The organism is Hydrogenophaga defluvii (genome assembly GCF_042665235.1).
In the GTDB taxonomy this organism is placed as follows: Bacteria; Pseudomonadota; Gammaproteobacteria; order Burkholderiales; family Burkholderiaceae_C; genus Hydrogenophaga; species Hydrogenophaga defluvii_A.
In genome coordinates, this window is the sequence record NZ_JBHTBZ010000017.1 from 198,957 (window position 1) to 225,552 (window position 26,596).

Consider the following 26,596-nt stretch of genomic DNA (forward strand, 5'->3'; position numbering starts at 1 on the left):
GGCCGCTGCACACTCAACCGATGGACAACCGCACGCCCATGGCATCCACCCAACTCCTGATCATCGAAGACGACACCCGCCTGGCCCGCATGGTGGCGGAGTACCTGGGTCAGTCTGGATTCGAGGTCGCCCATGCCGACGACGGCGGCAAGGGCCTGGCGGCGGTGCAAGAACGCATGCCCGATTTGGTCATTCTGGACCTGATGTTGCCCGACATGGACGGACTGGAAGTGTGTCGCCGAATCCGGGCCCTGCCCGGCGAGGCCGCGCGCGTGCCGCTGCTCATGCTCACCGCCAAGGGCGACCCCATGGACCGCATCATCGGCTTGGAGATGGGTGCCGACGACTACTTGCCCAAGCCTTTTGAGCCGCGCGAGCTGCTGGCCCGCATCCGCGCGGTGCTGCGGCGCAAGGGCGAATCGCGTGCCGATGCGGCCGACGCCCGCCAGCCGCTGTTGCGCTTTGGTTCGCTCGAAATCGACCGCGACGCTCGCACTGTGACGGTGGCCGGTGCGGCTTGCGAACTGACCTCCTACCAGTTCGACCTCTTGCTGGCCATGGCCGAGCGTGCGGGCCGTGTGCTCACGCGCGACCAGATCATGGAGGCGGTTCGTGGCCGCGAGCTGGAGGCCTTCGATCGCTCCATCGACGTGCATGTGGGGCGTATCCGCAATGCCATTGAGGCGGACAGCAAAACCCCCAAACGCATCCTCACCGTGCGGGGGGTGGGTTATGTGTTTGCCAAGCAGCAAGACTGAAAGATGGCGGCCATGATCGCCCCCCTGGGTCAGCGCCTGTACCTGCGCATCTGGCTGGCCGTGGTCGCGGCCCTGGCGGTCATGGCCTTGCTGGTGGGCTGGATCTGGAAGGAGCAGGTCGAGCACGACCGCGCGCAGCGTCCGGGGCGTGAAATCATTGTGCGCAACAGCGACGGCGATGTGGTTGGCCAGGCCGCCAGCCGAGGCGTCCGGGTGCCCGGGCAGGGGCTGGAATTTCAGGTGCCCATGGTCGATGGCGAGACCTTGTCCATCCAGCTGCCTCGGCCCCCGCGCCCGCCCGGCCGCAACGAGCCCTTCTGGCTGCAGGCGCCGTTCGGCTTCGTCGGCTTGTTGGGCCTCACCGCGTTGGCGGTGGCCTTGGGCGCCTACCCCATCGTGCGCCGGCTCACGCAGCGGCTTGAGGCCGTACAGCGCGGTGTGGAGCAGTGGGGCGCCGGTGATCTGTCGGTCCGTTTGCCGGAGGCCGGCGAAGACGAAGTGGCCTCGCTGGCCCAGCGCTTCAATGTGGCGGCCGAGCGGGTGCAGACCCTGGTGCGCTCCCACAAAGCCTTGCTGGCCAACGCGTCGCACGAACTGCGCTCGCCGCTGGCGCGCATCCGCATGGGGCTGGAGCTGATGCCGCTCGGCGTGGCGGGCTCGGACGCCCATGTGCGCGATGAATTGACGCGCAACATCGCCGAGCTGGACCAGCTCATCGATGAAATTCTGCTGGCCAGCCGGCTGGACATGGCCGATGCGCCCATGGGCCAACTGGAAGAAGTGGACTTGGTGGGCCTGGCGGCGGAGGCCTGCGCCCAGGCCGATGCCCAGTTGTCGGTGCACGACGGCGGGCCGCCGCTGGTGGCCTGGGGCAGCGCACGTTTGTTGCGACGGGCGCTGCGCAACCTGCTGGAAAACGCCCGTCGCTACGGGCGCGACGCCCAGGGGCAGTTGCGCACCATCGAGGTCGATGTGCGCCATGCACCCGATCGCAGCCGCGCCGAACTGGTGGTGCGCGACCACGGACCTGGCGTGCCAGAGGCCTTGCGCGAGCGCATCTTCGAGCCTTTCTACCGGCTGCCAGGCGCCAGCGAGCGCGAGGGTGGGGTGGGGCTGGGTTTGTCGCTGGTGCGCACCATCGCCCAACGGCACCACGGGCAGGTGCGGTGCGAGGCAGCGCCTGGTGGCGGCGCGCAGTTTGTGCTGACCTTGCCACTTTTGCCATGAAAAAAGCGGCCGCTTGGGCCGCTTCTTCGTGAGCCAAGTCGCTCAGTGGGTCACTTGTTCAAGTAGCCCGACACCACTTTCCAGCGGCCGTCCTGGATTTGAGACATGCGCGAGTCGGCGTTGCCCAGGCGCTTCTGTGGGCCAAAGGTCATCTCCGCGCTGCCGAAAATGTCGGAGGGGATGACCATGGTGTCCATGGCTTTGATGAAGCTGTCGGTGGTCAGGTTGTTGCCCGCCTTGGAGGCGGCGCGCAGGAAGGAGTCGACCGCGTTGTAGCCGTACACCGAGAACACCGTGGGCTCTTCGTTGAACTTGGTCTGGTACTTGGTGGCCCAGAAGCGAATCGGCTGCGAGGCCTCGTCCAGGTAGGGGTGTTGCACCGTCATGGTGGCGTACAGCCCATTCATGGCGGGGCCGCCCAGCTTGTGGATCAGGTCGGTGTAGGCCGCACTGGAGCCCACAAAGGTGGGGTTGAAGCCCAGGCGACGCGCGGTGGCGATGCCGCCGATGGTTTCGCGGATGATGGTGCCCATCACCACCATGTCGCACTTCTCGGAGGCCAGCTTCTGCATCTGCGACGAGAAGTCGGTGGCGCCGCGCTTGTACGAGGTTTTTTCGGCCATCTGCATGTTGATGGACTTCAGGCCTTCTTCGGCACCACGCAACACTTCCAGGCCAAATTCGTCGTCCTGGTACATGGCGCAAACTTTCTGCGCGTTCTTTTCCTTCACCATCTTGGGCACGGCCAGACGCATCTGGTCGTAGTAGGTGGCGGCGAACGAGTATTTGAGCTTGTGGAAAGGCTCGTACATTTCGCGTGCGGCCGTGACGGGGAAGAAGTTGATCACGTTCTTGGGGAACAGCACCGGGAAGGTGGCCATGTTCTGGGCCGTGCCGATGTGGCCGACCATGGCAAAAATCTTGTCCTGGTTGACCAGCTTCTGGGCCGCCAGCACGGCGCGACGCGGGTCGTAGCCCGAGTCTTCCACCAGCAGCTTCACCTTGCGGCCGTTCAGGCCACCTTGCTCGTTGAGCTCGTCCACGCGCAGGATCATGCCCAGGCGAACCTGCTTGCCAAAACCCGCCAACGGGCCGGACAAGTCCTGGATGGAGCCCAGCACGATTTCATCCTTGCTCACGCCCTGGGATTGCGCGAAAGCACCAGTGGCGGTCAGGGCCGCCAGCGCGGTCACGGTGAGGGTGGTCTTGAGTTTCATCGGGGTTGTCTCCTGCGTTGTTGAAGGAAGGGTGGGGCGGGCTCAGCGGTACATCGCATCGATTTGTGCGGCGTACTTTTGCTGCACCAGCTTGCGTTTGAGCTTCATGGTGGGTGTGAGTTCTTCGTCTTCGGCGCTCAATTGCGTGTCGAGCAGCCAGAACTTCTTGATTTGTTCGACCCGGGCAAACTTTTTGTTGACGCGTTCGACTTCGGCCTGGATCAGCGCCTGCACCTCGGCCGACTTGGTCAGAGAGGCGTAGTTGCTGAAGGGCACGTCGTTGTCTTGGGCGTATTTCTCCACGTTTTCCTGGTCGATCATCACGATCACAGTGAGGTAAGGGCGTTTGTCGCCAATGACCACCGCGTCGGTGACGTAGGGAGAAAATTTCAACTCGTTTTCCAGTTCGCTGGGCGTGATGTTCTTGCCGCCCGCCGTGATGATGATGTCTTTCATCCGGTCGGTGATGCGGAAAAACCCTTCCTCGTCCACCGTGCCCACGTCGCCGGTGTGCAGCCAGCCGTCCTTGTCTATGGTTTCGGCTGTTTTTTCGGGCTGGTTGAGGTAGCCCATGAAGACGTTGGGGCCACGCACGAGGATTTCGCCCGTGGCCGGGTCGAGCTTCACTTCGTTGTAGCTGGTGGCCGGCCCGATGGAGCCGGGCTTGATGCGGTCCGCCGGCATGCCGGTGGAGGCACCACACGATTCGGTCATGCCCCAGACCTCCAGCATGGGCAGGCCCAGCGCCAGGTACCAGCGCACCAGATCGGGGGAGATGGGGGCCGCGCCGGTCACCAAAAAGCGCGCCCGGTGCACGCCGATGAGCTTGCGCACATTGTTGAGTGCGAGCACCTTGGCGATCTGGAACTGCAGCTTGAGCGAGCCCGGCACCGGTTGTTTGGCGAGCACCAGATCGGCAATGCGTGTGCCCACACCGATGGACCAACCATAGGCGAGTTGCTGCAGCCGGCTCGCCTCCTTGAGCGTGATCATCACACCCGAGTAGAACTTTTCCCACACGCGCGGCACGGCGGTGAACACCGTGGGCGCAATCTCGCGCACGTTTTCGGGCACGGTCTCGGGGTTTTCGACAAAGTTGAGGATGGTGCCGGTGTACATCGCAAAGTACTCGCCGCCCAGGCGCTCGGCCACGTGGCACAGCGGCAGAAAACACATGCGCTCGTCGGTCTCGTCCTGTGCGATGAGTGTGTTGTAGCCGCGCACCGTGTACACCAGCGCCTTGTGGTTGTGCATTGCGCCTTTGGGCTTGCCGGTGGTGCCTGAGGTGTAGATCAGGATGGCCAGCTCCTCGGGTTGGCAGGCGGCCACGCGCTCGTCCAGCGCCTTTGGGTGTTCGAGCCCGTACATGCGGCCCAACTCGCGCAACTGCGCCAGGCTGATCACCTGGGGGTCGTTCAGATCGCGCAGCCCTTCCATGTCGAACACCACGATCTTGCGCAGCTTGGGCAGCCGTTCGCGCACCTCCAGCGCTTTGTCCAGCTGTTCGTCGTCTTCCACGAACAGGATGGTGGTGGACGAGTCGTCGCACAGGTAGTGCACCTGTTCGGCCGCGTCGGTGGGATAGATGCCATTGGCCACGCCACCAGCGCTCAAAATCGCCAGATCGGACAACACCCACTCGACATTGGTGTTGGACAGCACCGAAGCGGTTTCATGGGCCGAAAAGCCCAGCGACAGCAGGCCGTTGCCAATTTCGCGCACTGCGGTGGCCGTCTGTTGCCAGGTCCAGATGCGCCAGATACCCAATTCCTTTTGACGCAGCCACACCTTGTCGCCGCGTGCTTTGGCGGCGTTCCAGAAGATGGCGGGAATGGTGTCGCCCGGCATGACCACCTTTGTCTCGGGCTGTGTACGGGACGGGTCCCACAAATTGCTCATGTCTGTAGTCTTCCTCTGGGTCTGCTTGGTGCGGCCGCGCTCAGCGCCAGTTCTTTTTCTTCTTCCAGCGGCGGTCGGCGCGCACGCCTTCTTCCTTCATGCCGAGGTAGAACTCCTTGATGTCATCCTTCTCGCGCAGGTGGGCACAGGTGTCCTCCATCACGATGCGGCCGTTCTCCAGCACGTAGCCGTAGTCCGAGGCGTTGAGCGCCATGTTGGCGTTCTGCTCCACCAGCAGGATGGTGGTGCCACGCTCGCGGTTGATGCGCACCACGATCTCGAAAATCTCTTTCGTGAGTTTGGGCGAGAGTCCCAGGCTGGGTTCGTCGAGCAGGATCAGGTCGGGGTTGGCCATGAGCGCGCGGCTGATGGCCAGCATCTGCTGTTGGCCACCCGACAGCAGGCCTGCGTCCTGCGCGGCGCGTTCGCGCAAGATGGGAAAGTAGCCAAACACCGCTTCGATGTCGCGCGCCACGCCATCGCGGTCCTTGCGGGTGTAGGCGCCCATCACCAGGTTGTCGCGCACCGAGAGCAGCGGGAACACCTCGCGGCCTTCGGGCACGTGCATCAGGCCTTGTTGAACGATGTGGGCCGGGTCCTGGGCGGTGATGTTCTCGCCCTTGAACTCAATGCTGCCTTTGCGCGGGTCGATGATGCCGCTGATGGTTTTGAGGATGGTGGTTTTGCCCGCACCGTTGGAACCCAGCACGGTGGCGATTTCGCCGCGACGCACCTGCAGGCTCACACCGCGAATGGCTTTGATCGGGCCGTAGGCGCTCTCGACGTTGAGCAGCTTCAACACGGCGTTGTCGGTGACCGGGGCCGTCATGCGGATGCTCCTGTGTGGCTTTTGGGGTGGTTCTCGCGGCGCAGGCTCGACACATCGTCCACCGAGCCCAGGTAGGCTTCGATCACGCCCGGGTCGCGCTGCACTTCGGCCGGGGTGCCGGTGGCCAGTTCGGCCCCCATGCTCATGGCCAGCACGCGGTCGGACACCTTGGACACCAGGCCCATGTCGTGTTCCACCATCAACACGGTGATGCCCAGTTCGTCCTTGATGTCGGTGATCCAGAAGGCCATATCGTCGGTCTCCTCGACGTTCAGGCCGGAGGAGGGCTCATCGAGCAGCAACAGTTGCGGTTCGGTGCACAGCGCACGCGCCAGCTCCACCACCTTGCGCACGCCGTAAGGCAGGCCGGCCACCATGGACTCGCGGTGGTGCTGCAGGTCCAGCAGCTCGATCACCTGCTCCACCTTTTCACGTGCCTCGATCTCGGCCGCGCGCGTTTTGCCGGTGAAGAAAATCTCGCTCCACAGCCCCGTGCGCCGGTGCGTGTGGCGCCCGATCAGCAGGTTTTGCAGCACGGTGGCGTGCTCGAACAGCTCAATGTTCTGGAAGGTGCGCGCAATGCCCAGCTTGGCGATTTCATGGGGCGCCTTGTCGGTCAGGCGCAGCATGCCACTTTGGCCGCCGGGGGCTGCGAAGTCGATGGTGCCGCTGGTGGGCGTGTAGATGCGGCTGATGAGGTTGAACACCGTGGTCTTGCCAGCACCGTTGGGGCCGATCAGGGTGAACACCTCGCCGCGTTTGACGTCGAAGCTGACGTTGTTGACCGCCAGCACGCCGCCAAAGCGCACGCTGAGGTTTTGGGCCGACAACAACACATCGGCGTTGGGGTTCTGCGGCTGGCTCATTTGAGTCGATCCGATTTCTGGAAGGATTTCTGACGCTTGAACATGCCGCGCCGGTAGAAGGGGAACAGCTGAAAGTAGGTGCGGATCTTGAGCCAGCGGCCATACAGGCCCATGGGCTCAAACAGCACAAAGGCCACCAGCACCAGGCCATACACCGTGCCCTGTAAACCGGCCGCCTGGCCAATGGCCGGTGGCAGGAAGTCCTTGGCCTGCGCGATCATCTGCGGCATCACGATGAGGAAGATGGCCCCGAAGAAAGCGCCGTGGATGGAGCCCAACCCACCGATCACCACCATCAGCAGCAGGTCGATGGACTGGATGATGCTGAACTGCTCGGGCGACAGGAACTGGATCTTGTGGGCGTACAAAGCGCCCCCCAAACCCGCCAGGGCGGCCGACAGCGCGAAACTCATGGTCTTGTAGCGCGCGATGTGGATGCCCATGCTCTGGGCCGAAATTTCCGAGTCGCGGATGGCCACAAAAGCACGGCCCGTGGGCGAACGCATGAGGTTGACGATGGCCAACGTGGCGCCCACACACAGCAGCAGGCACAGGCCGTAGAACTCGGTGGTGCTGTCCAGCTCCCAGCCAAACAAGCTGGGCGTGTGCACATGCAGGCCCGCGTTGCCGCCGGTGACCTTTTCCCAACGGGCCATCACTTCTTCGACGATGAAGCCAAACGCCAGCGTGGCCATGCCCAGGTAGATGCCCTTGACGCGCAGTGCCGGCAGACCCACCACCATGCCCACGGCGGCAGACAGCAGGGCCGCGCACGCCAGAGCCAGCGGAAAGGGGACGCCCGCGTTCACCATCACCGCCTGGGTGTAGGCGCCCACGCCCAGAAAGGCCGCGTGTCCCAGCGAGAAGAGGCCGGTGAAGCCCGCCAGCAGCATCAGCCCCAGGCCAACGATGGCGTAGATCAGCACAAAGGTCAGTTGTGCCAGCCAATACTCATCGACCAGCCACGGCGCGGTCAGCATGAACACCATCAACGCGCTGTACCAGAAGGTGTGACCACCGTGTTTGGCCAGTTTGATGTCTTGGTTGTAGTCGGTTTTGAATATGAATCGCATGGGGCCTACCTCAAACCTTCTTGCGGAGTTTTTCGCCGAACAGGCCGTTGGGCTTGAGCACCAGCATCAGCAGCACCACGATGTAGGGAGCGATGTCCTTGAAGCCTTCGGGCAGGTAGAAGCCGGACAGGGCTTCGACGATGCCGATGATCAGGCCGCCCACGATGGCACCCGGCAGGCTGGTGAAGCCGCCCACCACTGCCGCCGGAAAAGCCTTCAGGCCAATGAAGCCCATGTTGGCGTGCACGAAGGTGATGGGGGCGAGCAGCAGGCCGGCGACGGCCGCCACGCCCGCGGCCAGACCCCACACCAGACCGTTGAGCCGCTTGACCGGGATGCCCATGTAGTAGGCCGCCAGCTGGTTTTGCGACGACGCCTGCATGGCGATGCCCAGCTTGCTGTACTTGAACATCGCAAACAACAGGGCACACAACACGGCGGTGGCGCCAATCACCACCAGCTGTTCAGCCGCAATCACAGCCGTGCCGATGTTGAGCACCTGCCCGGCGTAGGGCACGGGCAAGGTGTGGGTGTCGGTGCCCACGTCGGGGATCATGGTGATCAGGCCGCGCACCACGTAGCCCACACCAATGGTCAACATCACGATGGAGAAGGCCGGCTGGCCGAGGATGGGACGCACCACCAGGCGCTCCAGCACGAAGCCGAAGATCATCATGGCGACGATGGCGCTGATGACGCCCAACCAAAACGGAAAACCCAGCGCCGTGGTGGCAGCCAGGCCCGCGAACGCGCCCACCATCATGAGGTCACCTTGGGCGAAACTGACCGTTTCGGTGGCTTTGTAGATCAGCACAAAACCCAGGGCGATCAATCCGTAGATACATCCCTGGGCCGCGCCGCTGATCAGCAGTTGCAGCAGTTGCACACGTCTCTCCTTGCTTGAGGGTGCGTGAGTTATAGCGGTAAGCTCCGATACAACTGCTAGGGTTCTTCCCCATATCGAGTCGCCCAGGTGCCAAACACCGCACGCGGTGTCGTTCCATCCTTGTTCCGCACTGTCCCCGTCTTCATGCAATGACCATGCCCGCGCCCAACAATGCACCACAGCAGAGCGTCCACACCGAATGTTTCGGCCCCGTGACATTGGTGACCTTGAACCGCCCCGACGTGCGCAACGCGGTGGACGACGCCACGGCGCGTGCGCTGTTCGATGCCTTTGTGGCATTCGACGACGACCCCGAGGCGCGGGTGGCGGTGTTCCACGGTGCCCATGGCCACTTTTGTGCCGGCTGGGACTTGCAGCACGGTGCCGCACTGGCACAACAGGGCGCCCACACCGCAGACGCGCTGACGCAGCGTCTGGACTTTGCGCCCGGCGACACCCGTCCACCCGGCCCCATGGGGCCGTCGCGCCTGCTGTTGTCCAAACCCGTCATCGCGGCCGTGTCGGGTGCGGCCGTGGCCGGGGGCATGGAGCTGGCGTTGTGGTGCGACCTACGTGTGATGGAGGCCGACGCCTATTTCGGCGTCTACTGCCGGCGTTTTGGCGTGCCGCTGATTGATGGCGGTACGGTGCGCCTGCCGCGCCTCATTGGCATGGGCCACGCGATGGACCTGATCCTGACGGGGCGCAAGGTCGAGGCCGAAGAAGCCCGGCAGATGGGCCTGGCCAACCGCGTGGTGCCCAGCGGCACGGCGCGCGAGGCGGCCATCGCGCTGGCGCAGCAACTGGCGGCCTTTCCGCAGGCCACGATGCGCGCCGACCGCGAGAGTGCCTACCGGCAGTGGGACCTGCCCTTGCCGCAAGCGCTGCACCAGGAGTGGGCGCGCGGACGCGGTTGTATTGCCGATGCGCTGACAGGTGCCACGCGCTTCACGGGTGGTGCAGGGCGGCACGGCCAGTTCTGAAGTTGTCCGCGCTGGAGGGCGCAGAGTGGACCGCCTGTGCGACCTTCATGCCCCTAGCATCGGTGCATGGACATCAACGAGGTGAATGGTGGTGTGCTGGTGTTGCAGCACACCTGCGAAGACGGACCCGGGTACCTGGGCCAGTGGCTGGATGAACAAGGACTGCGTTGGCACGCGCCCTGCGCCGAAGCGGGGCAGGCTTACCCCGCCAGCGTGCGGGGTTACCAAGCGCTGGCGGTGCTGGGCGGTGCCTGGAGCGCCAACGACGAGCGTCCCAGCTTGCGCCAAGCCGAGGCCTTGATCCGTGAGGCCGATGCGCTGGGCATGCCGGTGCTGGGTCATTGCCTGGGCGGACAGTTGTTGGCCCGCGCGCTGGGCGGCCATGTTGCAACCCTGCCCGAGCCAGAAATCGGCTGGTGGCCCATCGTGGTGGCGCACAGTGCCGAGGCTCAGGACTGGTTGGGTCCGCCTGGTGCGGCCATGGTGTACCAGTGGCACTACGACAGTTTTGTGGTGCTGCCGCCAGGCGCACAGGTGTTGGCCGGCTCTGCGGTGTGCGCCCACCAGGCGTTTGGTCTGCGCCAGCATCTGGGCATGCAGTTCCACATCGAGATCACGCCGGCCAAGGTCGACGACTGGCTGGCCCACCCTGGTGCGGGTTACGCGCCAGCCTTGGCCCGTTGCCCGCACAGTGTGCAGAGCGACGCCGATATGCGGGCCGCGACGGTCCGGCACCTGGTGGGTAGCCAGGCCATGGCCCGCCACATCTACGCCCGCTGGCTCCAGAGGGTGTGATCAGCGCAACGTGATCAACGGGGGATGGGACGTGGCCGGCCTTCGTCGTCGATGGCCACATAGGTCAGGCTGGCCTCGGTCACCTTGACATACTGGCCTTGCGAGCGGAAACGCTCGGCGTAGACCTCCACCTGCACCGTGATGGAGGTGCGGCCCACACGGGTGACGCTGGAGAAAAAGCTCAGGATGTCGCCCACGCGCACCGGCTGCTTGAAGATGAATTCGTTGACCGCCACCGTGGCCATGCGGCCCTGCACGTGGCGCGCCGGCAGCACCGAGCCGGCCAGATCCACCTGGGCCATGACCCAGCCACCAAAAATGTCGCCGTTGCCGTTGGTGTCGGCCGGCATGGGGATGACCTTGAGCACCAGTTCCTTGTCCAGGGGCAAGGGCACTGGGTTGATGAGGGGGAGGGGGGCGTTGGACATGGGCACAATCGGCGAACAAAAAGATTTCACATTGTCCCCCATGCGCTCCTTTTCGCCCTCACAAGCTGGCCCGGCCCCGGCGCCCTCCCCTGGTCAGAACGGGCGCTCGGACTGGGCCGCCCTGCAGCGCCTGCTGCCCTACCTGTGGCGCTACAAGTGGCGCGTCGTGTTGGCCCTGGCTTTTATGGTGGGTGCCAAGGGCGCCAACGTGGCGGTGCCGCTGTTGCTCAAGCAACTGGTCGATGCCATGAACATCGCGCCCGGCAGTGCCCAGGCCTTGCTGGTGGTGCCAGTCGGCTTGTTGGTGGCCTATGGCCTGTTGCGTTTCTCCACCAGCCTGTTCACCGAACTGCGCGAGTTGGTGTTTGCCAAGGCCACCGAAGGCGCCACCCGCAGCATTGCGCTGGAGGTGTTTGGCCACCTGCACGCGCTCAGCCTGCGCTTCCATCTGGAACGCCAGACCGGCGGCATGACGCGCGACATCGAGCGCGGCACGCGCGGCGTGCAGTCGCTCATTTCCTATTCGCTCTACAGCATCATCCCCACGCTGATTGAGGTGACCTTTGTGCTGGCCGTGCTGGGCACCAAGTTCGACATGTGGTACGTGTGGACGACGCTGGGCGCGCTGGTGCTCTACATCGGTTTTACCGTGTGGATCACCGAGTGGCGCACGCAGTTTCGCCGCCGCATGAACGAGATCGAGTCGCAGAGCCAGACCAAGGCCATCGACTCGCTGCTGAACTACGAAACCGTCAAGTACTTCAACAACGAAGCCTTCGAGGCACGGCGCTACGACGAGAGCCTGGAGAAATTGCGCCGCGCCCGCATCAAGAGCCAGACCACGCTGTCCCTGCTCAACACCGGGCAACAACTCATCATTGCCGTGGCCCTGGTGGCCATGTTGTGGCGCGCCACCCAGGGCGTGGCCAATGGCAGCATGACGCTGGGCGACCTGGTCATGATCAACGCCTTCATGATCCAGCTCTACATCCCGCTGGGTTTTCTGGGCGTGTTGTACCGCGAGATCAAACAAAGCCTGACCGACCTCGACAAGATGTTTGTGCTGCTCGAAAAGGAGCGCGAGATTGCCGATGCGCCCGGCGCCACCGACCTGCGTCTGGAGGGGCCGCCCACGGTGCGTTTTGAGGACGTGCGTTTCAGCTACGAGCCGGCGCGAGAAATCCTGCACGGCATCAGCTTCGAGATTCCGGCGGGCAAAACCGTTGCCGTGGTGGGGCCATCGGGTTCGGGCAAATCCACGCTCGCGCGGCTGCTCTACCGCTTTTACGACGTGAACCAGGGGCGCATCACGGTGGACGGTCAGGATGTTCGCCAGGTCACCCAGTCCAGCGTGCGCCAGGCCATTGGCATCGTGCCGCAGGACACGGTCTTGTTCAACGACAGCATTGAGTACAACATCCTGTATGGCCGGCCTGACGCCGGGCACGACGCGGCGGTGCAGGCCGCGCAGGCGGCGCACATCCACGACTTCATCAGCCGCCTGCCGCAGGGCTACGCCACCACCGTGGGCGAGCGTGGGCTCAAGCTGTCGGGCGGCGAAAAGCAGCGTGTGGCGATTGCCCGAACGCTACTCAAAAATCCGCCGATCGTCATCTTCGATGAGGCCACCTCGGCGCTGGACTCGGCCAATGAACGTGCCATCCAGGGTGAGCTGAAAACGGCGGCGCGCAACAAAACCTCTTTGGTCATCGCCCACCGGCTGTCCACCGTGGTGGACGCGCACGAGATCATCGTGCTGGAGCATGGCCACATCGTGGAGCGTGGACGCCACGCCGAGCTGGTGGCGCGGGGCGGCGTGTACGCCGGCATGTGGGCGCTGCAACAAAGTGGTGCCGATGGGGCCGGCGATCGGTTGGGAAACGGCGTCGCATAATCTCGCCACATGGAGACCAAGTGGCTTGAAGATTTTGTGAGTCTGGCGGAGACGCGCAGCTTCAGCCGCTCGGCCCAGGTGCGGCACGTCACGCAGCCCGCGTTTTCGCGCCGCATCCAGTCGCTGGAGGCTTGGGCCGGCACCGATCTGGTGGACCGGTCCAGTTACCCCACGCGGCTCACCCCCGCCGGCCAGACACTTTACGAGCAGGCGCTGGACATCCTGCAGGCGCTGCAGTCCACCCGCACCATGTTGCGTTCGCACACGGCGGCGGCGCAGGACGTGATCGAATTTGCGGTGCCGCACACCCTGGCTTTCACGTTTTTTCCGGCCTGGCTTTCGGGCTTGCGTGAGGCCTGCGGGCCGGTCAAGACACGGCTGATCGCACTCAATGTGCACGATGCCGTGCTGCGCATGGTGGAGGGCAGTTGCGACCTGCTGATCGCCTACCACCACGCCTCGCAGCCCATCCAGCTGGACACCGACCGCTACGAGATGTTGCCGCTGGGCCGCGAGACGCTGGCGCCTTATGTCAAGCCCAACGCGGATGGCGAGCCCTTGTTCCGCCTCCCCGGTTCGGCCAGCCAGCCGCTGCCTTATCTGGCCTACGCGCCGGGTGCCTACATGGGGCGGGTGGTGGAGTTGTTGCTCAAGCAATCGGGGGCGGCGACCTGGCTGGACCGGGTGTATGAAACCGACATGGCCGAAGGCCTCAAGGCCATGGCGTTGGAAGGCCACGGCGTGGCCTTTCTGCCATCCAGCGCGGTGCGCAAGGAGTTGCGTGCCCACAAGCTGGTGCCGGCCGGTGGTGGCCTGGAGATGGCGCTGGACATCCGCATCTACCGCGAGCGGCCCGTGGGATCCAAATCCAAGCGGGCGGTGGATCGGTTTTGGGACGATTTGGCGCGGCAGTTGGCTGGGTGATCGGTCGGTGCCTTGCGGCTGGCCGGGGGCTTGGCTTCAGGGTGTATCAAGCGTCGGCTCGCAGCGAATCAAGGTCCTCACCGAGTTGGCGAGGAAGCACGCTTGATGGGCCTCGTGGTGCAACGTGACCAGCTCTGATGGATTTGGCTGGCAAGGTCCGGCAAATCGAGCACGGGGGCGCAGAAGCACGTCGGTCATCACCTTCTGTCCCGATTCGTTGGCAGACATCAACCCAATGGCCTCGTCGCGGTACTGTGTGACCACCCAACCCGCACGAGCGGCGAAATCCAGAAACCACAGCATGTGACAACTCGAGAGCGCCGCCACAAAGGCTTCTTCGGGGTCCACTGCCGTGGCGTCCGAATAAGGCGTTGGCACCACGTGGGGTGATGATGATGCCGTGACGACCGCACCGCCGTCAAACGTCCAGTGGTGACGACGCGGGTAGCGACGCTGGGTGAAGGTGTTGGACTCGGCGTTTTCCCAGGCAACGGTACACAGGTGTTTGGACATGAAATCTCCTTGAGGGCTGTCAGAATCAGCATCAATTTAGAAGAAGATGGCTTGCTTCGAAAAGCCATTCCGGGATGGAAAAACAGACCAATGTCAGAGGTGCGTTGCGCCAGCGTGTTTACAAGCAGCTGCGCGAAGCCATCGAGCGAGGTGCCTTGCAGGCTGGCGTCCGTTTGCCACCCTCACGTGAGCACGCGCGCACGCTGGGGGTGTCGCGCACCACCTTGTTGTGGGCGTTGGAGCGTTTGAGGGCCGAGGGGTATGTGACCGGACGTGTGGGCGATGGCAGTTATGTGCGCGATCACGCTACTCGCCGAGAGACGAAGGCTTTGTCGTTAAGCCGGTCCTTTGTTCCCGCTGAAGTGTTGTCGATGCGTGGGAGGCTGCTGGCAGAAACGGCGTTGCGTTGGCGTCCACCCTTGTCTGCCGCCAAGGCGTTTCGCATCGGTGCGCCTGAAGTGGCCACTTTTCCTTTTGCCACGTGGGACAGATTGGCGCGGCAGGTGACTGCAGACCAACGCCGCAGCGCCGCGCAATACCTGGATCCGGCGGGTGACCCGGCACTTCGAGACGCCATCGCGCAGTGGCTGTGGGCGTCGCGTGGCATTCGTTGCGAAGCGTCTCGCGTGCTGGTGTGCGCGGGCTCGCAGCAGGCCTTGGACCTGATCGGCCGTTTGCTGTTGGACGTGGGTGATACAGCTATTGTGGAAGACCCAGGCTATCCCGGCCTGCGCGCCAGCTTGTCGGCCAATGGTGCCCTTGTGCATGGTGTCGAAGTCGATGCCGAAGGCGCGAGTCTGGAGACCGCTCGCCGTTTTGCGCCATTGGCCAAGTTGGCCGTGGTTACTCCGACACATCAATTTCCTACCGGGGTAGCCATGAGCCTGGACCGTCGCCAGCGCTGGGTAGATTGGGCCAATCAAACCAATGCTTGGCTGGTCGAGGACGACTACGACGGGGAGTTTCAATACGGACAGCATCCCCTGCCGGCGCTGTGTAGCCTGCCTGCGGCGCGGCGCGTGATCTATGTCGGGACTTTCTCCAAATCTTTGCACCCGGGTTTGCGTCTTGGGTACCTGGTGCTGCCAGAAGTGTTGGTGCCGGCGTTTGCCATGGCCAGGGCCCTGACAGACCGCCATTCGCCCGGCGACAGCCAGGCGGTGTTGGCGCGATTTATTGCCCAAGGACACCTGGTACGCCACCTGAGCCGCATGAGGGAGCTGTACTTGCAACGGCAGAACGGCCTCATCGAGGCCGTGTTCGAGGCCTCGCGAGGGCGAATCCTCTTGCGGCCCAGCGACCGAGGCATGCACTTGCTGCACGAGCTGTCTGGTCATACCGATGATCTGCGCGTCAGCCGTGCAGCCGAAGTTCGTGGTGTGATGCTGGCACCGTTGTCGAGGTATGCCATGGCTTCACCACGTCGAGGATGGCTGTTCGGCTACGCTGCTTTTTCTCTGCACGAGTTGCGCGAATCTGCCCAACGCATCGGGTTGCTACTGACAGGTTGTTGACAGATTTGGCTCATCAGATAAGATCAATTGGGTAAAAATAATTACTCATTGGAGTAAATCATGGTCAAGACAATCGAAGGACAAGACATCAAGGCGGGACGGGCTCAGCGCGCGATTGTTGGTCCTTTGCAGGGGACATTGGCCAGTCACAACTACATCGAGGTCTACCGGGCAGACCCCATGCAACGCGTGCAATGGGTCAAAGGGGGTGTGCCGGCGCAGGCGGTGGTTGAGTTGGCCAAACAGATGGTCATGTCCAAGGAGCGACTGGTTGGAACACTGGGGCTGGGGCGTGCCACCATCGACCGCAAAGTGCGAGACAGAAAAACACTGTCTCAAGATGAAGGCTCCCGCATTCTGGGCATGGTGCGGCTGGTGGGGCAGGTGCAAGCGATGGTCGAGGAATCGGGTCGGCCGGAGGGCTTTGATGCCGGTGCTTGGGTGGCCCGCTGGCTTGAACAGCCTGTGCCGGCACTGGGTGGTCGGCGCCCGGCCGAGTTCATGGACACGCCGGAAGGGCAAGGTCTGGTCTCGGATCTCGTCGCCCGCATGCAGAGTGGGGCTTATGCGTGACCGCTTCGCTCTGGCGGATCGCGACCGACACGCGAGACCATGAGGCCCATGATCTGAGCGGTAAAGGTGCTGAAAAGACCGGCGGTCGCTGGAATCGTCCTGGCCGACCGCTGGTCTACAGCGCCAACTCCATCGCGCTCGCCTGTCTGGAGACCGTGGTTCATCTCGGCGCAGGCGGTTTGCCGTTGAACCGCTTCCTGGTGCGGATATCTGTGCCCGATGACATCTGGAGAACCAGGAAAACACGAACCGCGGTAGACCTTCCGGTGGGATGGGGCGCCATCCCAGAATGCAAAGTGTCGCTGGACGTGGGTGACGCATGGCTCAAACAGTCGGAGTCGGCGCTTCTGGTGGTGCCTTCGGCGATCATCCCCGAAGAGTGCAACGTACTCATCAATCCTGCGCATCCCAACGCCAGGCGCATCACCGCTGTGAAAGTGCGCCCGTGGACGTATGACCAGCGGTTGGTGGGGTAGTCCAACTCGAGTAACGGCCACGCTCCACCTCCACCGCGGTGAGAAAATAAGCCACATGAGCGCCAACCAAATCACCCTCACCCTCACCCGCCCCGACGACTGGCACCTGCACGTGCGCGACGGCGCCGCCCTGAACACCGTGGTGCCCCACACCGCCGCCCAGTTCGGCCGCGCCATCATCATGCCCAACCTCAAGCCGCCGGTCACCACCGCCGCGCAGGCCCTGGCCTACAAGCAGCGCATCCTGGCCGCTGTACCGGCCGGCGTGAGCTTCGAGCCGCTGATGACGCTCTACCTCACCGACAACCTGGCCGCCGACGAAATCAAGCGCGCCAAGGACGCCGGCGTGGTCGCTGCCAAGCTCTACCCGGCCGGCGCCACCACCAACTCCGATGCCGGCGTGACCGACCTCCGCAAGATTTACCCCACGCTGGAAGCCATGCAGCGCGAGGGCATGCTGCTGCTGGTGCACGGCGAGGTCACCAGCCCCGAGATCGACCTGTTCGACCGCGAGGCCGCCTTCATCGACCAGCACCTCATCCCGCTGCGCGCCGCCTTCCCCGAACTCAAGGTCGTGTTCGAGCACATCACCACCAAAGAGGCGGCCGACTACGTGAGCGCTGGTGACCGCTATCTGGGTGCCACCCTCACCGCCCACCACCTGCTCTACAACCGCAACGCCATCTTCACCGGTGGCATCCGCCCGCATTACTACTGCCTGCCGGTGCTCAAGCGCGAAACCCACCGGGTCGCCCTGGTCCAGGCCGCCACCAGCGGCAACAACCGTTTCTTCTTGGGCACCGACAGCGCGCCACACCCCGCGCACCTGAAGGAACACGCCACCGGCTGCGCCGGTTGCTACACCGCCCACGCCGCCATGGAGCTGTACGCCGAGGCTTTTGACGCGGCGGGTGCGCTGGACAAGCTCGAGGCCTTCGCCAGCTTCAACGGCGCCGATTTCTACGGCCTGCCGCGCAACACCGGCACCATCACCTTGAAGCGCGAGAGCTGGACGCCGCCCGAGTCCTTTGCTTTCGGCGAGGCCGACCTCAAGCCGCTGCGTTCGGGCGAGGCGCTGCCCTGGCGCCTGGTGCATGCCGCCTGAGATGGACTGGTCTGCGCCCTGGCTGAGTGGCTGGCGCGCACGGGGCGAGGGACTGCAGCACGCCTGGCGCACGGGGGCGCCGCTGCCCGGACTGTTGAGTGAGGTCGGTGCCGCACAGGGCTTGTCGGTCCGTTTCGTGTCCCAGGCTGCCTTGCCTGAGGGGCAGGCCTACGAACAGTTCATCTTCGAGCAAGGCCAGGTGCCGACGCGCGAGAACCTGCACGACTTTTTCAACGGCTTGTGCTGGCTGCGGTATCCGCAAACCAAGCAACAGCTCAACCGCTTGCAGGGCGCCGAGATCGCCCGACAAGGCGTACAAAGCACACGCGGCCCACTGCGCGACGCGCTGACCCTGTTCGATGAAAACGCGGCCTTGCTGCAAGCGCCCGAGCCGTTGTGGCAGGCCTTGTTGGCACGCGAATGGCAGCGCCTGTTCTTGGACTTGCGGCCGTTGTGGGCACAGGCGCGGTTGGAGCTGTTTGGCCACGCGCTGCTGGAAAAGCTGGTGCAGCCCTACAAGGGCATCACCGCCCACGTGTATGCGGTGCCCGTGCCTCTGGGGCTGGACGGCGATGCCGCCTGGGACGCCTGGCTGGCCAACAGCCTGAGCGCCGATGGCCTGCGCCACAAGCCGTTCACCCCACTGCCTGTGCTGGGCGTGCCCGGTTGGTGGCCTGAAAACGCGCATGCGGCTTTTTATGCCGATGCCAGCGTCTTCCGACCCCGGCGCGCGCCGGCCTGACAATCTGGGTATGACCCTGCCCACCTCACCCTCCTGGTCCCACCTGAACCTGTCGCTGGACGCCGACCGCCACACGCTGGCCCAGCACTTCCGCAACGCCGGCGTGCGCGACGTGGAATGCCTGTTTGCCGATGTGACCGGCTACCCGCGTGGCAAGCTGATGCCGGCCGCCCCTTTTGCCACCGGCAGCGAACTGCGCATCTGCCAGGCCATTCCCATGCAGTGTGTGACCGGTGAGTATTCCTATGATCCGGTTTTTCCCGACAGCGACCCCGATGTGCGCCTGGTGCCCGACCTGGCCACGCTCAAGCCCGTGCCCTGGGCCAGCGTGCCGCGTTACCTGGCGGTGCACGACTGCGTGGAAATGGACGGCAGTTTGTGCGAATTCGCGCCGCGTTCGGTGCTCAAAAACGTGGTGGCGCGTTATGCCGAGAGGGGTCTCACCCCGGTGATCGCGCCTGAAATCGAGTTCTACCTCACCGCCGCCATGACCGACCCCAGCCAGCCGCTCACGCTGCCGGTGGGGCGGGGCGGGCGGCCCGAGGTGGGGCAGTCGGCCTTCAGCCTCAATCAGCTCAACGAATTGGCGCCGTTTTGGGACGCCTTCCACGCCGCCATCGACGTCTTGGGCATACGCGCAGACACCTGGCTGCACGAGGTGGGCCCGGGCCAGTACGAAATCAACCTGCAACACGGCGACCCGGTGGCCGTGGCCGACCAGGCCTTTTTGTTCAAGACCGCTGCACGCGAGATCGCGCTGCAACACGGGCTCAACGCCGTCTTTTTGGCCAAACCCCTGGCCGGGCAGGCGGGCAGCTCCATGCACCTGCACCAGAGTGTGGTGGACGCCGAGGGGCGCAACATCTTCAGCCAGGCCGATGGCTCGCCCAGCGAGGCCTTTCTCCACTACATCGGCGGGTTGCAGGCCCACACGCCCGATCTGACCTTGATCTACGCACCCACGGTCAATTCGTACCGCCGCTACGTTGCCGGCAGCCAGGCACCCATCAACGTGGCCTGGGGTTTTGACAACCGCACCACCGGCCTGCGTGTGCCGGTGTCGCCGCCCGCGGCCCGGCGGGTGGAAAACCGCCTGGCCGGCGCCGATGCCAACCCCTACCTCGCCATGGCGGCCACGCTGGCCGCTGGTCTGGCCGGCATGGCCACGCGGTGCCAGCCAGGCGAGCCGGTGGTGGGCAATGGCTATGACGAGGCGCGCGGGTTGCCGCGAACTTTTTCTGCCGCCCACGAACAAATGGCGCAAAGCCAGCAGGCGCCTGTGTTGTTGGGTGAGCGTTTCGTGCGGGGTTTCCTGGCCGTCAAGGCGCTGGAACACGATCACTACCTGAACGAGATCAGCGCCTGGGAGCGCCGCTACCTGCTGCCCCAGGTTTGAGGTCTGGCTTGAAAAAGGGGGCACCACCCCCACTATGATCCGTCCGTTGTTTCCTTTTTCGGAGAATCCATGAAGCGCATCCTGCTGTTTGTCCTCACCAACGTCGCCGTGATGGTGGTGCTGGGCATCACCGCCAGCCTGCTGGGCGTCAACCGCTACCTCACCGCCAATGGCCTGAACATGGGCGCGCTGATGGGCTTCTCTCTGATCATGGGTTTTGGCGGTGCCATCATCTCGCTGCTCATCAGCAAGCCCATGGCCAAGTTCAGCACTGGCGCGCGCGTGATCAACCAGCCGCAGACCGCCGACGAAGCCTGGATCGTGCAGACCGTGCAGAAGTTTGCCGAGAAAGCCGGCATCGGCATGCCCGAGGTCGCTATTTACGACGGTGAACCCAACGCCTTTGCCACCGGTGCGTTCAAGAATTCGGCCCTGGTGGCGGTGTCCACCGGCCTGTTGCAGAACATGACGCGTGAAGAGGTCGAGGCCGTGATTGGCCACGAGGTGGCGCACGTGGCCAACGGCGACATGGTCACCATGACCCTGATCCAGGGCGTGATGAACACCTTTGTGGTCTTCCTCAGCCGCGTGATTGGCTACGCTGTGGACAGTTTCCTGCGCAAAGGCGACAGCCAGAGTTCGGGCCCCGGCATCGGCTACATGGTCACCACCATCGTGTTGGACATCCTGCTGGGCTTTGTGGCGGCCATCATCGTGGCCTGGTTCAGCCGCCAGCGTGAATTCCGCGCCGATGCCGGTGCCGCCCAACTGATGGGTCGCAAACAACCCATGATCAACGCGCTGGCCCGCCTGGGCGGCATGGTGCCTGGCGAGCTGCCCAAGACCATGCAGGCCATGGGCATTGCCGGTGGCCTGGGCAAGCTGTTCTCCACCCACCCGCCCATGGAAGAGCGCATCGCCCGCCTGCAACAAGCACAGTGAACGCGTCACCTGCGCGCCATCTGATACCCACAAAAAAACCAGCCGCTTGGCTGGTTTTTTTGCGTCTGAAACGGCACCGTTTCAGGAGAAATTCAGGGGAAATCGCCCGGCTGGCGCCGATCACCGGGGTGCGTGGGTCGGGGCGATGGGCGCCCGATCGGCACCGGCTGGTCGCGCCGGTCGTCGCGGCCAGCGCTGGCGCGGTCATCGCGGCGGTCGTCACGTCGGTCATCGCGCCGATCTTCGCGTCTATCGCCGCGGCGGTCGTCCCTGTGGTCGCGGTCAGGCCGGGGGCGGTAGGCTGGCGGTGGGTAGTAGATTCGGGGCGGTGGCGCGTGGTAGTAGTCGGGCGAGACGATGATGCGCGTCACCGGCGGCGCGATGTACTGGGGCGCCACGTACTGGGGCACATATTGGGGCGGGTACTGCGGGGTGTAGCTCGGCGGGTAGGTGGTGCGGGGTGGCACGTACTGTGGTGCCGGTGCGGCCTCGGGCAATGCACCCACCGGGCTGAGCTGCAGTTCCACGAACTCGCCCGGGTCTTCTGCCAGGCGCACGCTGTACTGCCGACCCGCGTATTCGTACACCACGTCGAAGGCGCTCACCCGGTCTTCGTACACCGTCTGGGTGCTGCAATGGCGAACCACACGGTTTTGGGTCTGGCCCCCACCTTCGATCTTGTTGCCCAGCAGCGCGCCACCGATGATGCCGATGGCGGTGGCCGCTGCGCGCCCGCTGCCGTCACCGATGGCATTGCCGGCGGCACCGCCCGCTATGCCGCCCAGCAAGGCGCCTGCGCCCGACGTCTGGCCCGCTTCAGCGACGGTGCGGTCGGTGCACACCTCGCGGGGCACAGCCACCGACATCAGCACCGGGGTGCGGCTGATGACGCGGCCGCGCTCCTGTGCCTGGGCGGCCAGGGGTGTGGCCAGTACCAGCGCCAGGGCGGCTGCCAAAGGGGTGGGAATGGATCTCATGGAAGCACCTCTGCAACGGGAATGCTCGGAGTGTGCGCCGGGCATGTCAAGCGGCTGTGAAGCAGGCGTCAAACGTTGGGCAACAGCGCCACGGCCTCGCGCGCCAAGGCCTCGGCCACCTTGATGCCGTCCACCCCTGCCGAAAGAATGCCGCCCGCGTAGCCCGCACCTTCACCGGCCGGGTAGAGGCCGCGCACGTTGGTGCTTTGCAAGCTGTCGCCGCGTGGCATGCGGATGGGGGACGAGGTGCGGGTTTCCACCCCGGTCAACACCGCATCAAAGCGGTCGAAGCCGGGAATTTTTTTGCCAAAAGCCGGGAAGGCCTCGCGCATGGCTTCGATGGCGTAGGCGGGCAGGGCGCTGTGCAGGCTGCCCAGCGTGACGCCGGGTTTGTACGACGGCTCGACCTCGCCCAGCTGCTGCGAATCGCGCCCGGCCACAAAATCGCCCACCAGTTGGCCGGGGGCGTTGTAGTTGCGGCCGCCCAGCACGTAGGCGTGCGATTCGAGCGCGCGTTGCAGTGCAATGCCGGCCAACGGACCACCGGGGAAATCGCGCGCCGGATCAATGCCCACCACGATGCCGGCGTTGGCGTTGCGCTCGTTGCGCGAGTACTGGCTCATGCCGTTGGTGACCACGCGCTCGGGCTCTGACGTGGCGGCCACCACCGTGCCACCCGGGCACATGCAGAAGCTGTAGACCGCGCGCTCATTGGCGGCGTGGTGCACCAGACGGTATTCGGCTGCGCCCAACAACGGGTGGCCGGCGTGGCGGCCCCAGCGGGCGCGGTCGATCACGCCTTGCGGGTGTTCCACCCGGAAACCGATGGAAAACGGCTTGGCTTCGATGTCCACGCCACGCGCGTGCAGCATTTCGAAGGTGTCGCGCGAGCTGTGTCCCAGTGCCAGCACCGCGTGGTCGCAGCGCAGTTCATGCGTCTGGCCACTGGCCAGATCGCGCACCACCAGGCCACGCAGCGCGCCGTTGTCGATCAGCACGTCGCTCACGTGCTGCTCAAAGCGTATCTCGCCGCCCAGGCGCACGATCTCGTCGCGCATGTGCTCGACCACCTTCACCAGCTTGAAGGTGCCGATGTGGGGGTGGGCCTCGTACAGAATTTCAATGGGCGCGCCCGCGTTCACGAACTCCTGCATCACCTTGCGACCCAGAAAACGCGGGTCCTTGATCTGGCTGTAGAGCTTGCCATCGGAGAACAGGCCCGCGCCACCCTCGCCAAACTGCACGTTGCTCTCGGGCATGAGCACCCGTTTGCGCCACAACCCCCAGGTGTCTTTGGTGCGTTGTCGCACGCTGCGGCCACGCTCCAGCACGATGGGGTTGAAGCCCATTTGTGCCAGCGTCAGCGCAGCGAAGATGCCACAGGGGCCAAATCCGACCACCACCGGGCGCGGCGTCAGGCCGGCTGGCGCGTGGGCGGGGGCGGTCCAGCCCATGTCGGGCGTGGCAACGATGTGGGGGTTGCCCGCGTGCCGGGCCAGCAGCGCGGCTTCGGCGGCGGGGTCGGCGAGCGTGAGGTCCACGATGTACACCGCCAGCAGCTCGGCCTTGCGGGCGTCGAAGCTGCGCTTGAACACCTGCAGTTGGCCGATGTCGCCTTCGGCAATGCCCAGCGCCTGCGCGGCCAGGCGTGTCAGCGCGTCGGTGGGGTGGGGTGGGGGCGCGCGGTCGGCCTCGGTTTCAGTGGGGGCATCAGCGGCGCGGCGGTGTTCCACCGGCACGTCGGCCAGTGACAACTTGAGTTCGGTCAGTCGGATCATGGGGGCTCGTGTTGATCAAGCAAGCCTGCATTTTAGTTTTGTGGCGGCGTTGTCCCGGCGGGCACGTTCAGCCGAATCCAACGCCCTGTGGGTGGTGGCTATGCACAATTGCAAATTATCTTTACGATGTGTTCGTGGATGTTTCCGATGTGCTGGTCATGCATCCCTTAACCGCTCATCAGGATGCCCGGCGTGGTGTACCCAACAGCAAAGGACTCGATGTGGTGAACAGGCTCCTTCGCATGCCGGCGGTGCTGGTCATCCTGGGGTGGGCCCTGGGGTGGGGGGGCAGCGCCCATGCCCAGTCCACCGCTGAACAGATGAAGGTGCTGATCGGCGCGGGTGACGATCGCGCCGCCTACACACTGGGCCGTACGGCCAGCGGAGAACTGGGCGATCCCTTGTTCGACTTCTATTTCGGCATCGCGGCCGTCAGTGCAGGCGCCCCCGGCGAGGGCACCTTGGCGCTGGAGCGCTATGTCATGCACTACCCCCACAACCGCTCCGCGCGCTTTCACCTGGCCCGGGGCTATTTTGTGATGGGTGAGGATCTGCGCGCCAAGGACGAGTTTTTGAGCCTTCTGGACAAGGCGGAGCCCCTGGAGCGCAAGCTGCTCCAAAGCTATCTGGACGCCATTCGCATCCGCTCCGGGCGCTATGCGCCCCTGGCGGGCTTTTTTGTTGAAGCGGCGGTGGGGCACGACAACAACATCAACACCGGGCTGGCACCAGGCCCGGTGGGCACGGGCCCCACATGGGTGATTCCCGCAGGCAGCATCCACGAGCGTGTGGAAGACCGCTTTTCCAGCTGGGCCGCCGGCATGCACGGCAGCTTGGCTGTGGGGCCGAGGAGTCTGGTGTACGGCGCTCTGTCTGCGCGGGGGCGGGCTTACAGCGACGCTTTGCACGATCCGTTTGATCAACAGCACATGGCGTTGCAGGCGGGCGGCCAGTTTTCTTATGGGCGGCAGATGTACCGCCTGGGGTTTGAGCAGTCGCACATGCGCCTGTACGACCAGTCGTACCTTTCATCCAAGCACCTGGTGGCCGAATGGGGTGTACAGGCCGACCAGTTCAACCGCTGGAGCGTGGGCGGCCATTGGGGGAATGTCGATTACCGCGATGTCCTGATTCCGCCCTTCCTGGACGGGTCGCGACCCGCCGAAAGGTCCAGCAGCGCGGTGCGCTCGCACCGTGCAACCGGGCTCAATGTCCGCTGGCGCAGGGGTTTTGAGAACCAATGGGTGCCCGTCTGGACCAACCAGATCGTGTTGCAGGATGAGAGCAACCGCCGTGGTCGGGGTGATCTGTCCAACCACGCCATAGGCCTGCGCTCCGACATCACCGCGCGCCCCCATGTGGATTGGGTGGTGTCGGCCCATGTGCGCTACATGCACCACCGGTATGGCGACCGCTACGCTGCAGGTTTGCCCTCTCGGCGGGACAACCAATGGGCGATGGAGCTGTCGGCCCGCTACCTGTTGACGCCGGAGTGGTCCCTGTCAGGTCATGTGTACCGCTGGCGCCAGTCGTCCAACATCGCGGTGCATTCGGTGAGCCAGACCGCGTACTGGATCAAGCTGCGCTATGAGTACAACTGACAGCAACCGACAGGCCAGGCACACCATGACTTTGCGACTGAAACAACTGTCTGCCGCCGTGGGCCTGGCCTTGGGGTTGGCATCGGCGCATGCCGCCGTGGGGCGCGTGCTGCTGGCCTCTGGCGACGAGGTGTTTGCCGAGCGGGGTGGCCAACGTGTGCCTTTGCGGGTGGGGGCCGACATCGAGGTGGGCGACGTGTTGCTGGTGGGCGAGCGCAGCGCACTGCAGGTGCGCTTTCTGGACGAGTCGCTGGCATCGTTGCGCTCCAACAGCCGGATGCAGGTGGAGGCCTTTCAGCACGACCGCAGCAAAAGCGGGTCCGATCACTTGGTGTTGTCACTCCTCAAGGGCGGTCTGAGGACGGTGACCGGACTGATCGGGAAGAACAACCCGGACGGTTTTGGCCTCAAGACCGCGACCGCGACCGTGGGCATCCGAGGCACCCACTTCACGGCGCTGCATTGTGCGGCCGACTGTTTCAATGACAACGGCAGCGCCGTGGCCGATGGCACCTACGGTGGTGTGACCGACGGCACCATAGGCGTGGGCAACCAGGCCGGCGAGGTGTTGTTCCGCCAGCAGGAGTATTTTTATGTGGCCAACCAGAACACCCTGCCTTCGCGCTTGTTGCAGGTGCCGCGCCACCTGAGTGACCGGAATCTGGAGGCCCGAGGGCGTGCGGTGGAGCTCATGCCCCGCGCCCGCGCATTGGTGGCGCCCAAGCCACCTGTGCCCGCCGTCAGCATCAGCACGTCTCCGCTTTCGGTCACCCCGGGTGTGACCGAAAACAACCCGCTGCGGCGCAAAGGGTTTGACGGTTTTGACCAAGGAGCGGAGTACCCGACGGAGGTGCGCATCGACCCCCGATTGCCGCCGCCCCCACCTCCGCCGCAGGTGGTGTTGCCACCACCGCCTGATTTTTCGCCAGCGCCTCCGCCGCTCGACGACCCGGACGATCTGCCACTGCCCCCGCCACCCCCACCCACCACGTCGGTGCCACCACCTGCGACCACCGCTCCACCGCCTGTCACGGGCGTGCCGCCTTTCACCGCGGTCCCGCCCCCACCTTCCATCACAGCGCCGCCGCCTCCGCCGCCGTCCACGGGGCCATCGATCATCTAGTGTGCTGTCCCGCTGATACGTGAGCAAAGTCTATGCAACTTTTCAAGAATCGAATCGGCGGTGGCAGTCCACTTGAA

At 64.6% G+C, this 26,596-nt stretch carries 25 protein-coding genes; 15 read left to right on the plus strand and 10 right to left on the minus strand.

Annotated elements, in window-relative coordinates:
• Nucleotides 1–20 precede the first annotated feature (20 nt).
• Together ACFQU0_RS09045 and ACFQU0_RS09050 are read left to right on the plus strand one after the other, a co-directional pair.
• Nucleotides 21–758, plus strand: coding sequence for a response regulator (locus tag ACFQU0_RS09045; RefSeq protein ID WP_382199935.1), 738 nt, complete (start codon nucleotides 21–23; stop codon nucleotides 756–758).
• A 12-nt stretch (nucleotides 759–770) separates the two neighbouring features.
• Nucleotides 771–1,985 carry a HAMP domain-containing sensor histidine kinase gene (locus ACFQU0_RS09050; RefSeq protein WP_382199936.1) on the plus strand — a complete coding sequence of 405 codons (1,215 nt, stop codon included), beginning with the start codon at nucleotides 771–773 and terminating at the stop codon, nucleotides 1,983–1,985.
• Nucleotides 1,986–2,035: 50 nt separating this feature from the next.
• On the opposite strand, the gene ACFQU0_RS09055 is transcribed toward ACFQU0_RS09050, so the two are convergent.
• Genes ACFQU0_RS09055 through ACFQU0_RS09080 form a run of 6 tightly spaced genes read right to left on the minus strand, consistent with a single transcriptional unit; the run spans nucleotide 2,036 to nucleotide 8,755 of the window.
• Entirely contained in the window at nucleotides 2,036–3,202 is a 1,167-nt protein-coding gene (locus ACFQU0_RS09055; protein ID WP_382199938.1) for an ABC transporter substrate-binding protein, read from the minus strand.
• A gap of 42 nt (nucleotides 3,203–3,244) precedes the next feature.
• The gene (locus ACFQU0_RS09060) at nucleotides 3,245–5,101 is read right to left on the minus strand and encodes an AMP-dependent synthetase/ligase (protein ID WP_382199940.1); all 1,857 of its coding nucleotides are present in this window, start codon (nucleotides 5,099–5,101) and stop codon (nucleotides 3,245–3,247) included.
• Nucleotides 5,102–5,141: 40 nt separating this feature from the next.
• A complete protein-coding gene (locus ACFQU0_RS09065) occupies nucleotides 5,142–5,930 on the minus strand; it encodes an ABC transporter ATP-binding protein (protein WP_382199942.1) in 789 nt (262 codons plus the stop codon).
• Entirely contained in the window at nucleotides 5,927–6,796 is an 870-nt protein-coding gene (locus ACFQU0_RS09070; RefSeq protein ID WP_382199944.1) for an ABC transporter ATP-binding protein, read from the minus strand. The genes ACFQU0_RS09065 and ACFQU0_RS09070 overlap by 4 nt, the downstream gene beginning before the upstream one ends.
• Nucleotides 6,793–7,869 (minus strand): branched-chain amino acid ABC transporter permease, encoded by a 1,077-nt coding sequence (locus ACFQU0_RS09075; RefSeq protein WP_382199946.1) that lies wholly within the window; start codon nucleotides 7,867–7,869, stop codon nucleotides 6,793–6,795. The genes ACFQU0_RS09070 and ACFQU0_RS09075 overlap by 4 nt, the downstream gene beginning before the upstream one ends.
• A gap of 10 nt (nucleotides 7,870–7,879) precedes the next feature.
• Entirely contained in the window at nucleotides 7,880–8,755 is an 876-nt protein-coding gene (locus tag ACFQU0_RS09080) for a branched-chain amino acid ABC transporter permease (protein WP_382199948.1), read from the minus strand.
• 155 nt (nucleotides 8,756–8,910) lie between these two features.
• Between ACFQU0_RS09080 and ACFQU0_RS09085 the strand changes: the two genes are divergently transcribed.
• Together ACFQU0_RS09085 and ACFQU0_RS09090 are read left to right on the plus strand one after the other, a co-directional pair.
• Nucleotides 8,911–9,738, plus strand: coding sequence for a crotonase/enoyl-CoA hydratase family protein (locus ACFQU0_RS09085; protein WP_382199950.1), 828 nt, complete (start codon nucleotides 8,911–8,913; stop codon nucleotides 9,736–9,738).
• 66 nt (nucleotides 9,739–9,804) lie between these two features.
• Nucleotides 9,805–10,533: a type 1 glutamine amidotransferase gene (locus ACFQU0_RS09090; RefSeq protein WP_382199951.1), complete on the plus strand. Its 729-nt coding sequence runs from the start codon at nucleotides 9,805–9,807 to the stop codon at nucleotides 10,531–10,533.
• 14 nt (nucleotides 10,534–10,547) lie between these two features.
• On the opposite strand, the gene ACFQU0_RS09095 is transcribed toward ACFQU0_RS09090, so the two are convergent.
• Complete coding sequence (locus tag ACFQU0_RS09095; RefSeq protein ID WP_382199953.1) at nucleotides 10,548–10,961, minus strand: acyl-CoA thioesterase; 414 nt, start codon at nucleotides 10,959–10,961, stop codon at nucleotides 10,548–10,550.
• Nucleotides 10,962–11,001: 40 nt separating this feature from the next.
• Here ACFQU0_RS09095 and ACFQU0_RS09100 point away from each other — a divergent pair, with 40 nt between their 5' ends.
• Together ACFQU0_RS09100 and ACFQU0_RS09105 are read left to right on the plus strand one after the other, a co-directional pair.
• Nucleotides 11,002–12,855: an ABCB family ABC transporter ATP-binding protein/permease gene (locus ACFQU0_RS09100; RefSeq protein WP_382199955.1), complete on the plus strand. Its 1,854-nt coding sequence runs from the start codon at nucleotides 11,002–11,004 to the stop codon at nucleotides 12,853–12,855.
• 9 nt (nucleotides 12,856–12,864) lie between these two features.
• On the plus strand, nucleotides 12,865–13,779 hold the full coding sequence (locus ACFQU0_RS09105; protein WP_382199957.1) for a LysR substrate-binding domain-containing protein: 915 nt from the start codon (nucleotides 12,865–12,867) through the stop codon (nucleotides 13,777–13,779).
• A 36-nt stretch (nucleotides 13,780–13,815) separates the two neighbouring features.
• Here the strand turns inward: ACFQU0_RS09105 and ACFQU0_RS09110 are convergent, their stop codons facing one another.
• The gene (locus ACFQU0_RS09110; RefSeq protein ID WP_382199959.1) at nucleotides 13,816–14,292 is read right to left on the minus strand and encodes an OsmC family protein; all 477 of its coding nucleotides are present in this window, start codon (nucleotides 14,290–14,292) and stop codon (nucleotides 13,816–13,818) included.
• A gap of 74 nt (nucleotides 14,293–14,366) precedes the next feature.
• Here ACFQU0_RS09110 and pdxR point away from each other — a divergent pair, with 74 nt between their 5' ends.
• The 7 genes from pdxR to htpX all read left to right on the plus strand — a co-directional run bounded on the left by pdxR (nucleotide 14,367) and on the right by htpX (nucleotide 21,040).
• A complete protein-coding gene (pdxR, locus tag ACFQU0_RS09115) occupies nucleotides 14,367–15,806 on the plus strand; it encodes a MocR-like pyridoxine biosynthesis transcription factor PdxR (RefSeq protein ID WP_382199961.1) in 1,440 nt (479 codons plus the stop codon).
• A gap of 60 nt (nucleotides 15,807–15,866) precedes the next feature.
• Entirely contained in the window at nucleotides 15,867–16,379 is a 513-nt protein-coding gene (gene parS, locus ACFQU0_RS09120) for a type II RES/Xre toxin-antitoxin system antitoxin (RefSeq protein ID WP_382199963.1), read from the plus strand.
• Nucleotides 16,376–16,855, plus strand: coding sequence for an RES family NAD+ phosphorylase (locus tag ACFQU0_RS09125; protein WP_382199965.1), 480 nt, complete (start codon nucleotides 16,376–16,378; stop codon nucleotides 16,853–16,855). Before parS ends, ACFQU0_RS09125 begins: the two co-directional genes overlap by 4 nt.
• A gap of 55 nt (nucleotides 16,856–16,910) precedes the next feature.
• Nucleotides 16,911–17,960, plus strand: coding sequence for a dihydroorotase (gene pyrC / locus ACFQU0_RS09130; RefSeq protein WP_382199967.1), 1,050 nt, complete (start codon nucleotides 16,911–16,913; stop codon nucleotides 17,958–17,960).
• On the plus strand, nucleotides 17,950–18,702 hold the full coding sequence (locus ACFQU0_RS09135) for a DUF3025 domain-containing protein (protein WP_382199969.1): 753 nt from the start codon (nucleotides 17,950–17,952) through the stop codon (nucleotides 18,700–18,702). Before pyrC ends, ACFQU0_RS09135 begins: the two co-directional genes overlap by 11 nt.
• 10 nt (nucleotides 18,703–18,712) lie before the next feature.
• A complete protein-coding gene (locus ACFQU0_RS09140; protein ID WP_382199971.1) occupies nucleotides 18,713–20,098 on the plus strand; it encodes a glutamine synthetase family protein in 1,386 nt (461 codons plus the stop codon).
• Between the two features lie 69 nt (nucleotides 20,099–20,167).
• Nucleotides 20,168–21,040, plus strand: coding sequence for a protease HtpX (gene htpX / locus ACFQU0_RS09145; RefSeq protein ID WP_382199973.1), 873 nt, complete (start codon nucleotides 20,168–20,170; stop codon nucleotides 21,038–21,040).
• Nucleotides 21,041–21,132: 92 nt separating this feature from the next.
• Here the strand turns inward: htpX and ACFQU0_RS09150 are convergent, their stop codons facing one another.
• Both ACFQU0_RS09150 and ACFQU0_RS09155 read right to left on the minus strand, forming a co-directional pair.
• The gene (locus ACFQU0_RS09150; RefSeq protein WP_382199975.1) at nucleotides 21,133–22,017 is read right to left on the minus strand and encodes a glycine zipper 2TM domain-containing protein; all 885 of its coding nucleotides are present in this window, start codon (nucleotides 22,015–22,017) and stop codon (nucleotides 21,133–21,135) included.
• A gap of 68 nt (nucleotides 22,018–22,085) precedes the next feature.
• On the minus strand, nucleotides 22,086–23,795 hold the full coding sequence (locus ACFQU0_RS09155) for an NAD(P)/FAD-dependent oxidoreductase (RefSeq protein WP_382199977.1): 1,710 nt from the start codon (nucleotides 23,793–23,795) through the stop codon (nucleotides 22,086–22,088).
• Between the two features lie 224 nt (nucleotides 23,796–24,019).
• Here ACFQU0_RS09155 and ACFQU0_RS09160 point away from each other — a divergent pair, with 224 nt between their 5' ends.
• Complete coding sequence (locus ACFQU0_RS09160) at nucleotides 24,020–25,396, plus strand: hypothetical protein (protein WP_382199979.1); 1,377 nt, start codon at nucleotides 24,020–24,022, stop codon at nucleotides 25,394–25,396.
• Between the two features lie 25 nt (nucleotides 25,397–25,421).
• Nucleotides 25,422–26,519: a FecR family protein gene (locus ACFQU0_RS09165; RefSeq protein WP_382199981.1), complete on the plus strand. Its 1,098-nt coding sequence runs from the start codon at nucleotides 25,422–25,424 to the stop codon at nucleotides 26,517–26,519.
• The last annotated feature ends 77 nt before the right edge of the window (nucleotides 26,520–26,596 follow it).

Bases quoted from the DNA above. Each gene is read 5' to 3' on its own strand.
- ACFQU0_RS09045 (WP_382199935.1), top strand. From the start codon at position 21: ATGGACAACCGCACGCCCATGGCATCCACCCAACTCCTGATCATCGAA.
- ACFQU0_RS09050 (WP_382199936.1), top strand. From the start codon at position 771: ATGATCGCCCCCCTGGGTCAGCGCCTGTACCTGCGCATCTGGCTGGCC.
- ACFQU0_RS09055 (WP_382199938.1), bottom strand. From the start codon at position 3,202: ATGAAACTCAAGACCACCCTCACCGTGACCGCGCTGGCGGCCCTGACC.
- ACFQU0_RS09060 (WP_382199940.1), bottom strand. From the start codon at position 5,101: ATGAGCAATTTGTGGGACCCGTCCCGTACACAGCCCGAGACAAAGGTG.
- ACFQU0_RS09065 (WP_382199942.1), bottom strand. From the start codon at position 5,930: ATGACGGCCCCGGTCACCGACAACGCCGTGTTGAAGCTGCTCAACGTC.
- ACFQU0_RS09070 (WP_382199944.1), bottom strand. From the start codon at position 6,796: ATGAGCCAGCCGCAGAACCCCAACGCCGATGTGTTGTTGTCGGCCCAA.
- ACFQU0_RS09075 (WP_382199946.1), bottom strand. From the start codon at position 7,869: ATGCGATTCATATTCAAAACCGACTACAACCAAGACATCAAACTGGCC.
- ACFQU0_RS09085 (WP_382199950.1), top strand. From the start codon at position 8,911: ATGCCCGCGCCCAACAATGCACCACAGCAGAGCGTCCACACCGAATGT.
- ACFQU0_RS09090 (WP_382199951.1), top strand. From the start codon at position 9,805: ATGGACATCAACGAGGTGAATGGTGGTGTGCTGGTGTTGCAGCACACC.
- ACFQU0_RS09095 (WP_382199953.1), bottom strand. From the start codon at position 10,961: ATGTCCAACGCCCCCCTCCCCCTCATCAACCCAGTGCCCTTGCCCCTG.
- ACFQU0_RS09100 (WP_382199955.1), top strand. From the start codon at position 11,002: ATGCGCTCCTTTTCGCCCTCACAAGCTGGCCCGGCCCCGGCGCCCTCC.
- ACFQU0_RS09105 (WP_382199957.1), top strand. From the start codon at position 12,865: ATGGAGACCAAGTGGCTTGAAGATTTTGTGAGTCTGGCGGAGACGCGC.
- ACFQU0_RS09110 (WP_382199959.1), bottom strand. From the start codon at position 14,292: ATGTCCAAACACCTGTGTACCGTTGCCTGGGAAAACGCCGAGTCCAAC.
- pdxR (WP_382199961.1), top strand. From the start codon at position 14,367: ATGGAAAAACAGACCAATGTCAGAGGTGCGTTGCGCCAGCGTGTTTAC.
- parS (WP_382199963.1), top strand. From the start codon at position 15,867: ATGGTCAAGACAATCGAAGGACAAGACATCAAGGCGGGACGGGCTCAG.
- pyrC (WP_382199967.1), top strand. From the start codon at position 16,911: ATGAGCGCCAACCAAATCACCCTCACCCTCACCCGCCCCGACGACTGG.
- ACFQU0_RS09135 (WP_382199969.1), top strand. From the start codon at position 17,950: ATGCCGCCTGAGATGGACTGGTCTGCGCCCTGGCTGAGTGGCTGGCGC.
- ACFQU0_RS09140 (WP_382199971.1), top strand. From the start codon at position 18,713: ATGACCCTGCCCACCTCACCCTCCTGGTCCCACCTGAACCTGTCGCTG.
- htpX (WP_382199973.1), top strand. From the start codon at position 20,168: ATGAAGCGCATCCTGCTGTTTGTCCTCACCAACGTCGCCGTGATGGTG.
- ACFQU0_RS09150 (WP_382199975.1), bottom strand. From the start codon at position 22,017: ATGAGATCCATTCCCACCCCTTTGGCAGCCGCCCTGGCGCTGGTACTG.
- ACFQU0_RS09155 (WP_382199977.1), bottom strand. From the start codon at position 23,795: ATGATCCGACTGACCGAACTCAAGTTGTCACTGGCCGACGTGCCGGTG.
- ACFQU0_RS09165 (WP_382199981.1), top strand. From the start codon at position 25,422: ATGACTTTGCGACTGAAACAACTGTCTGCCGCCGTGGGCCTGGCCTTG.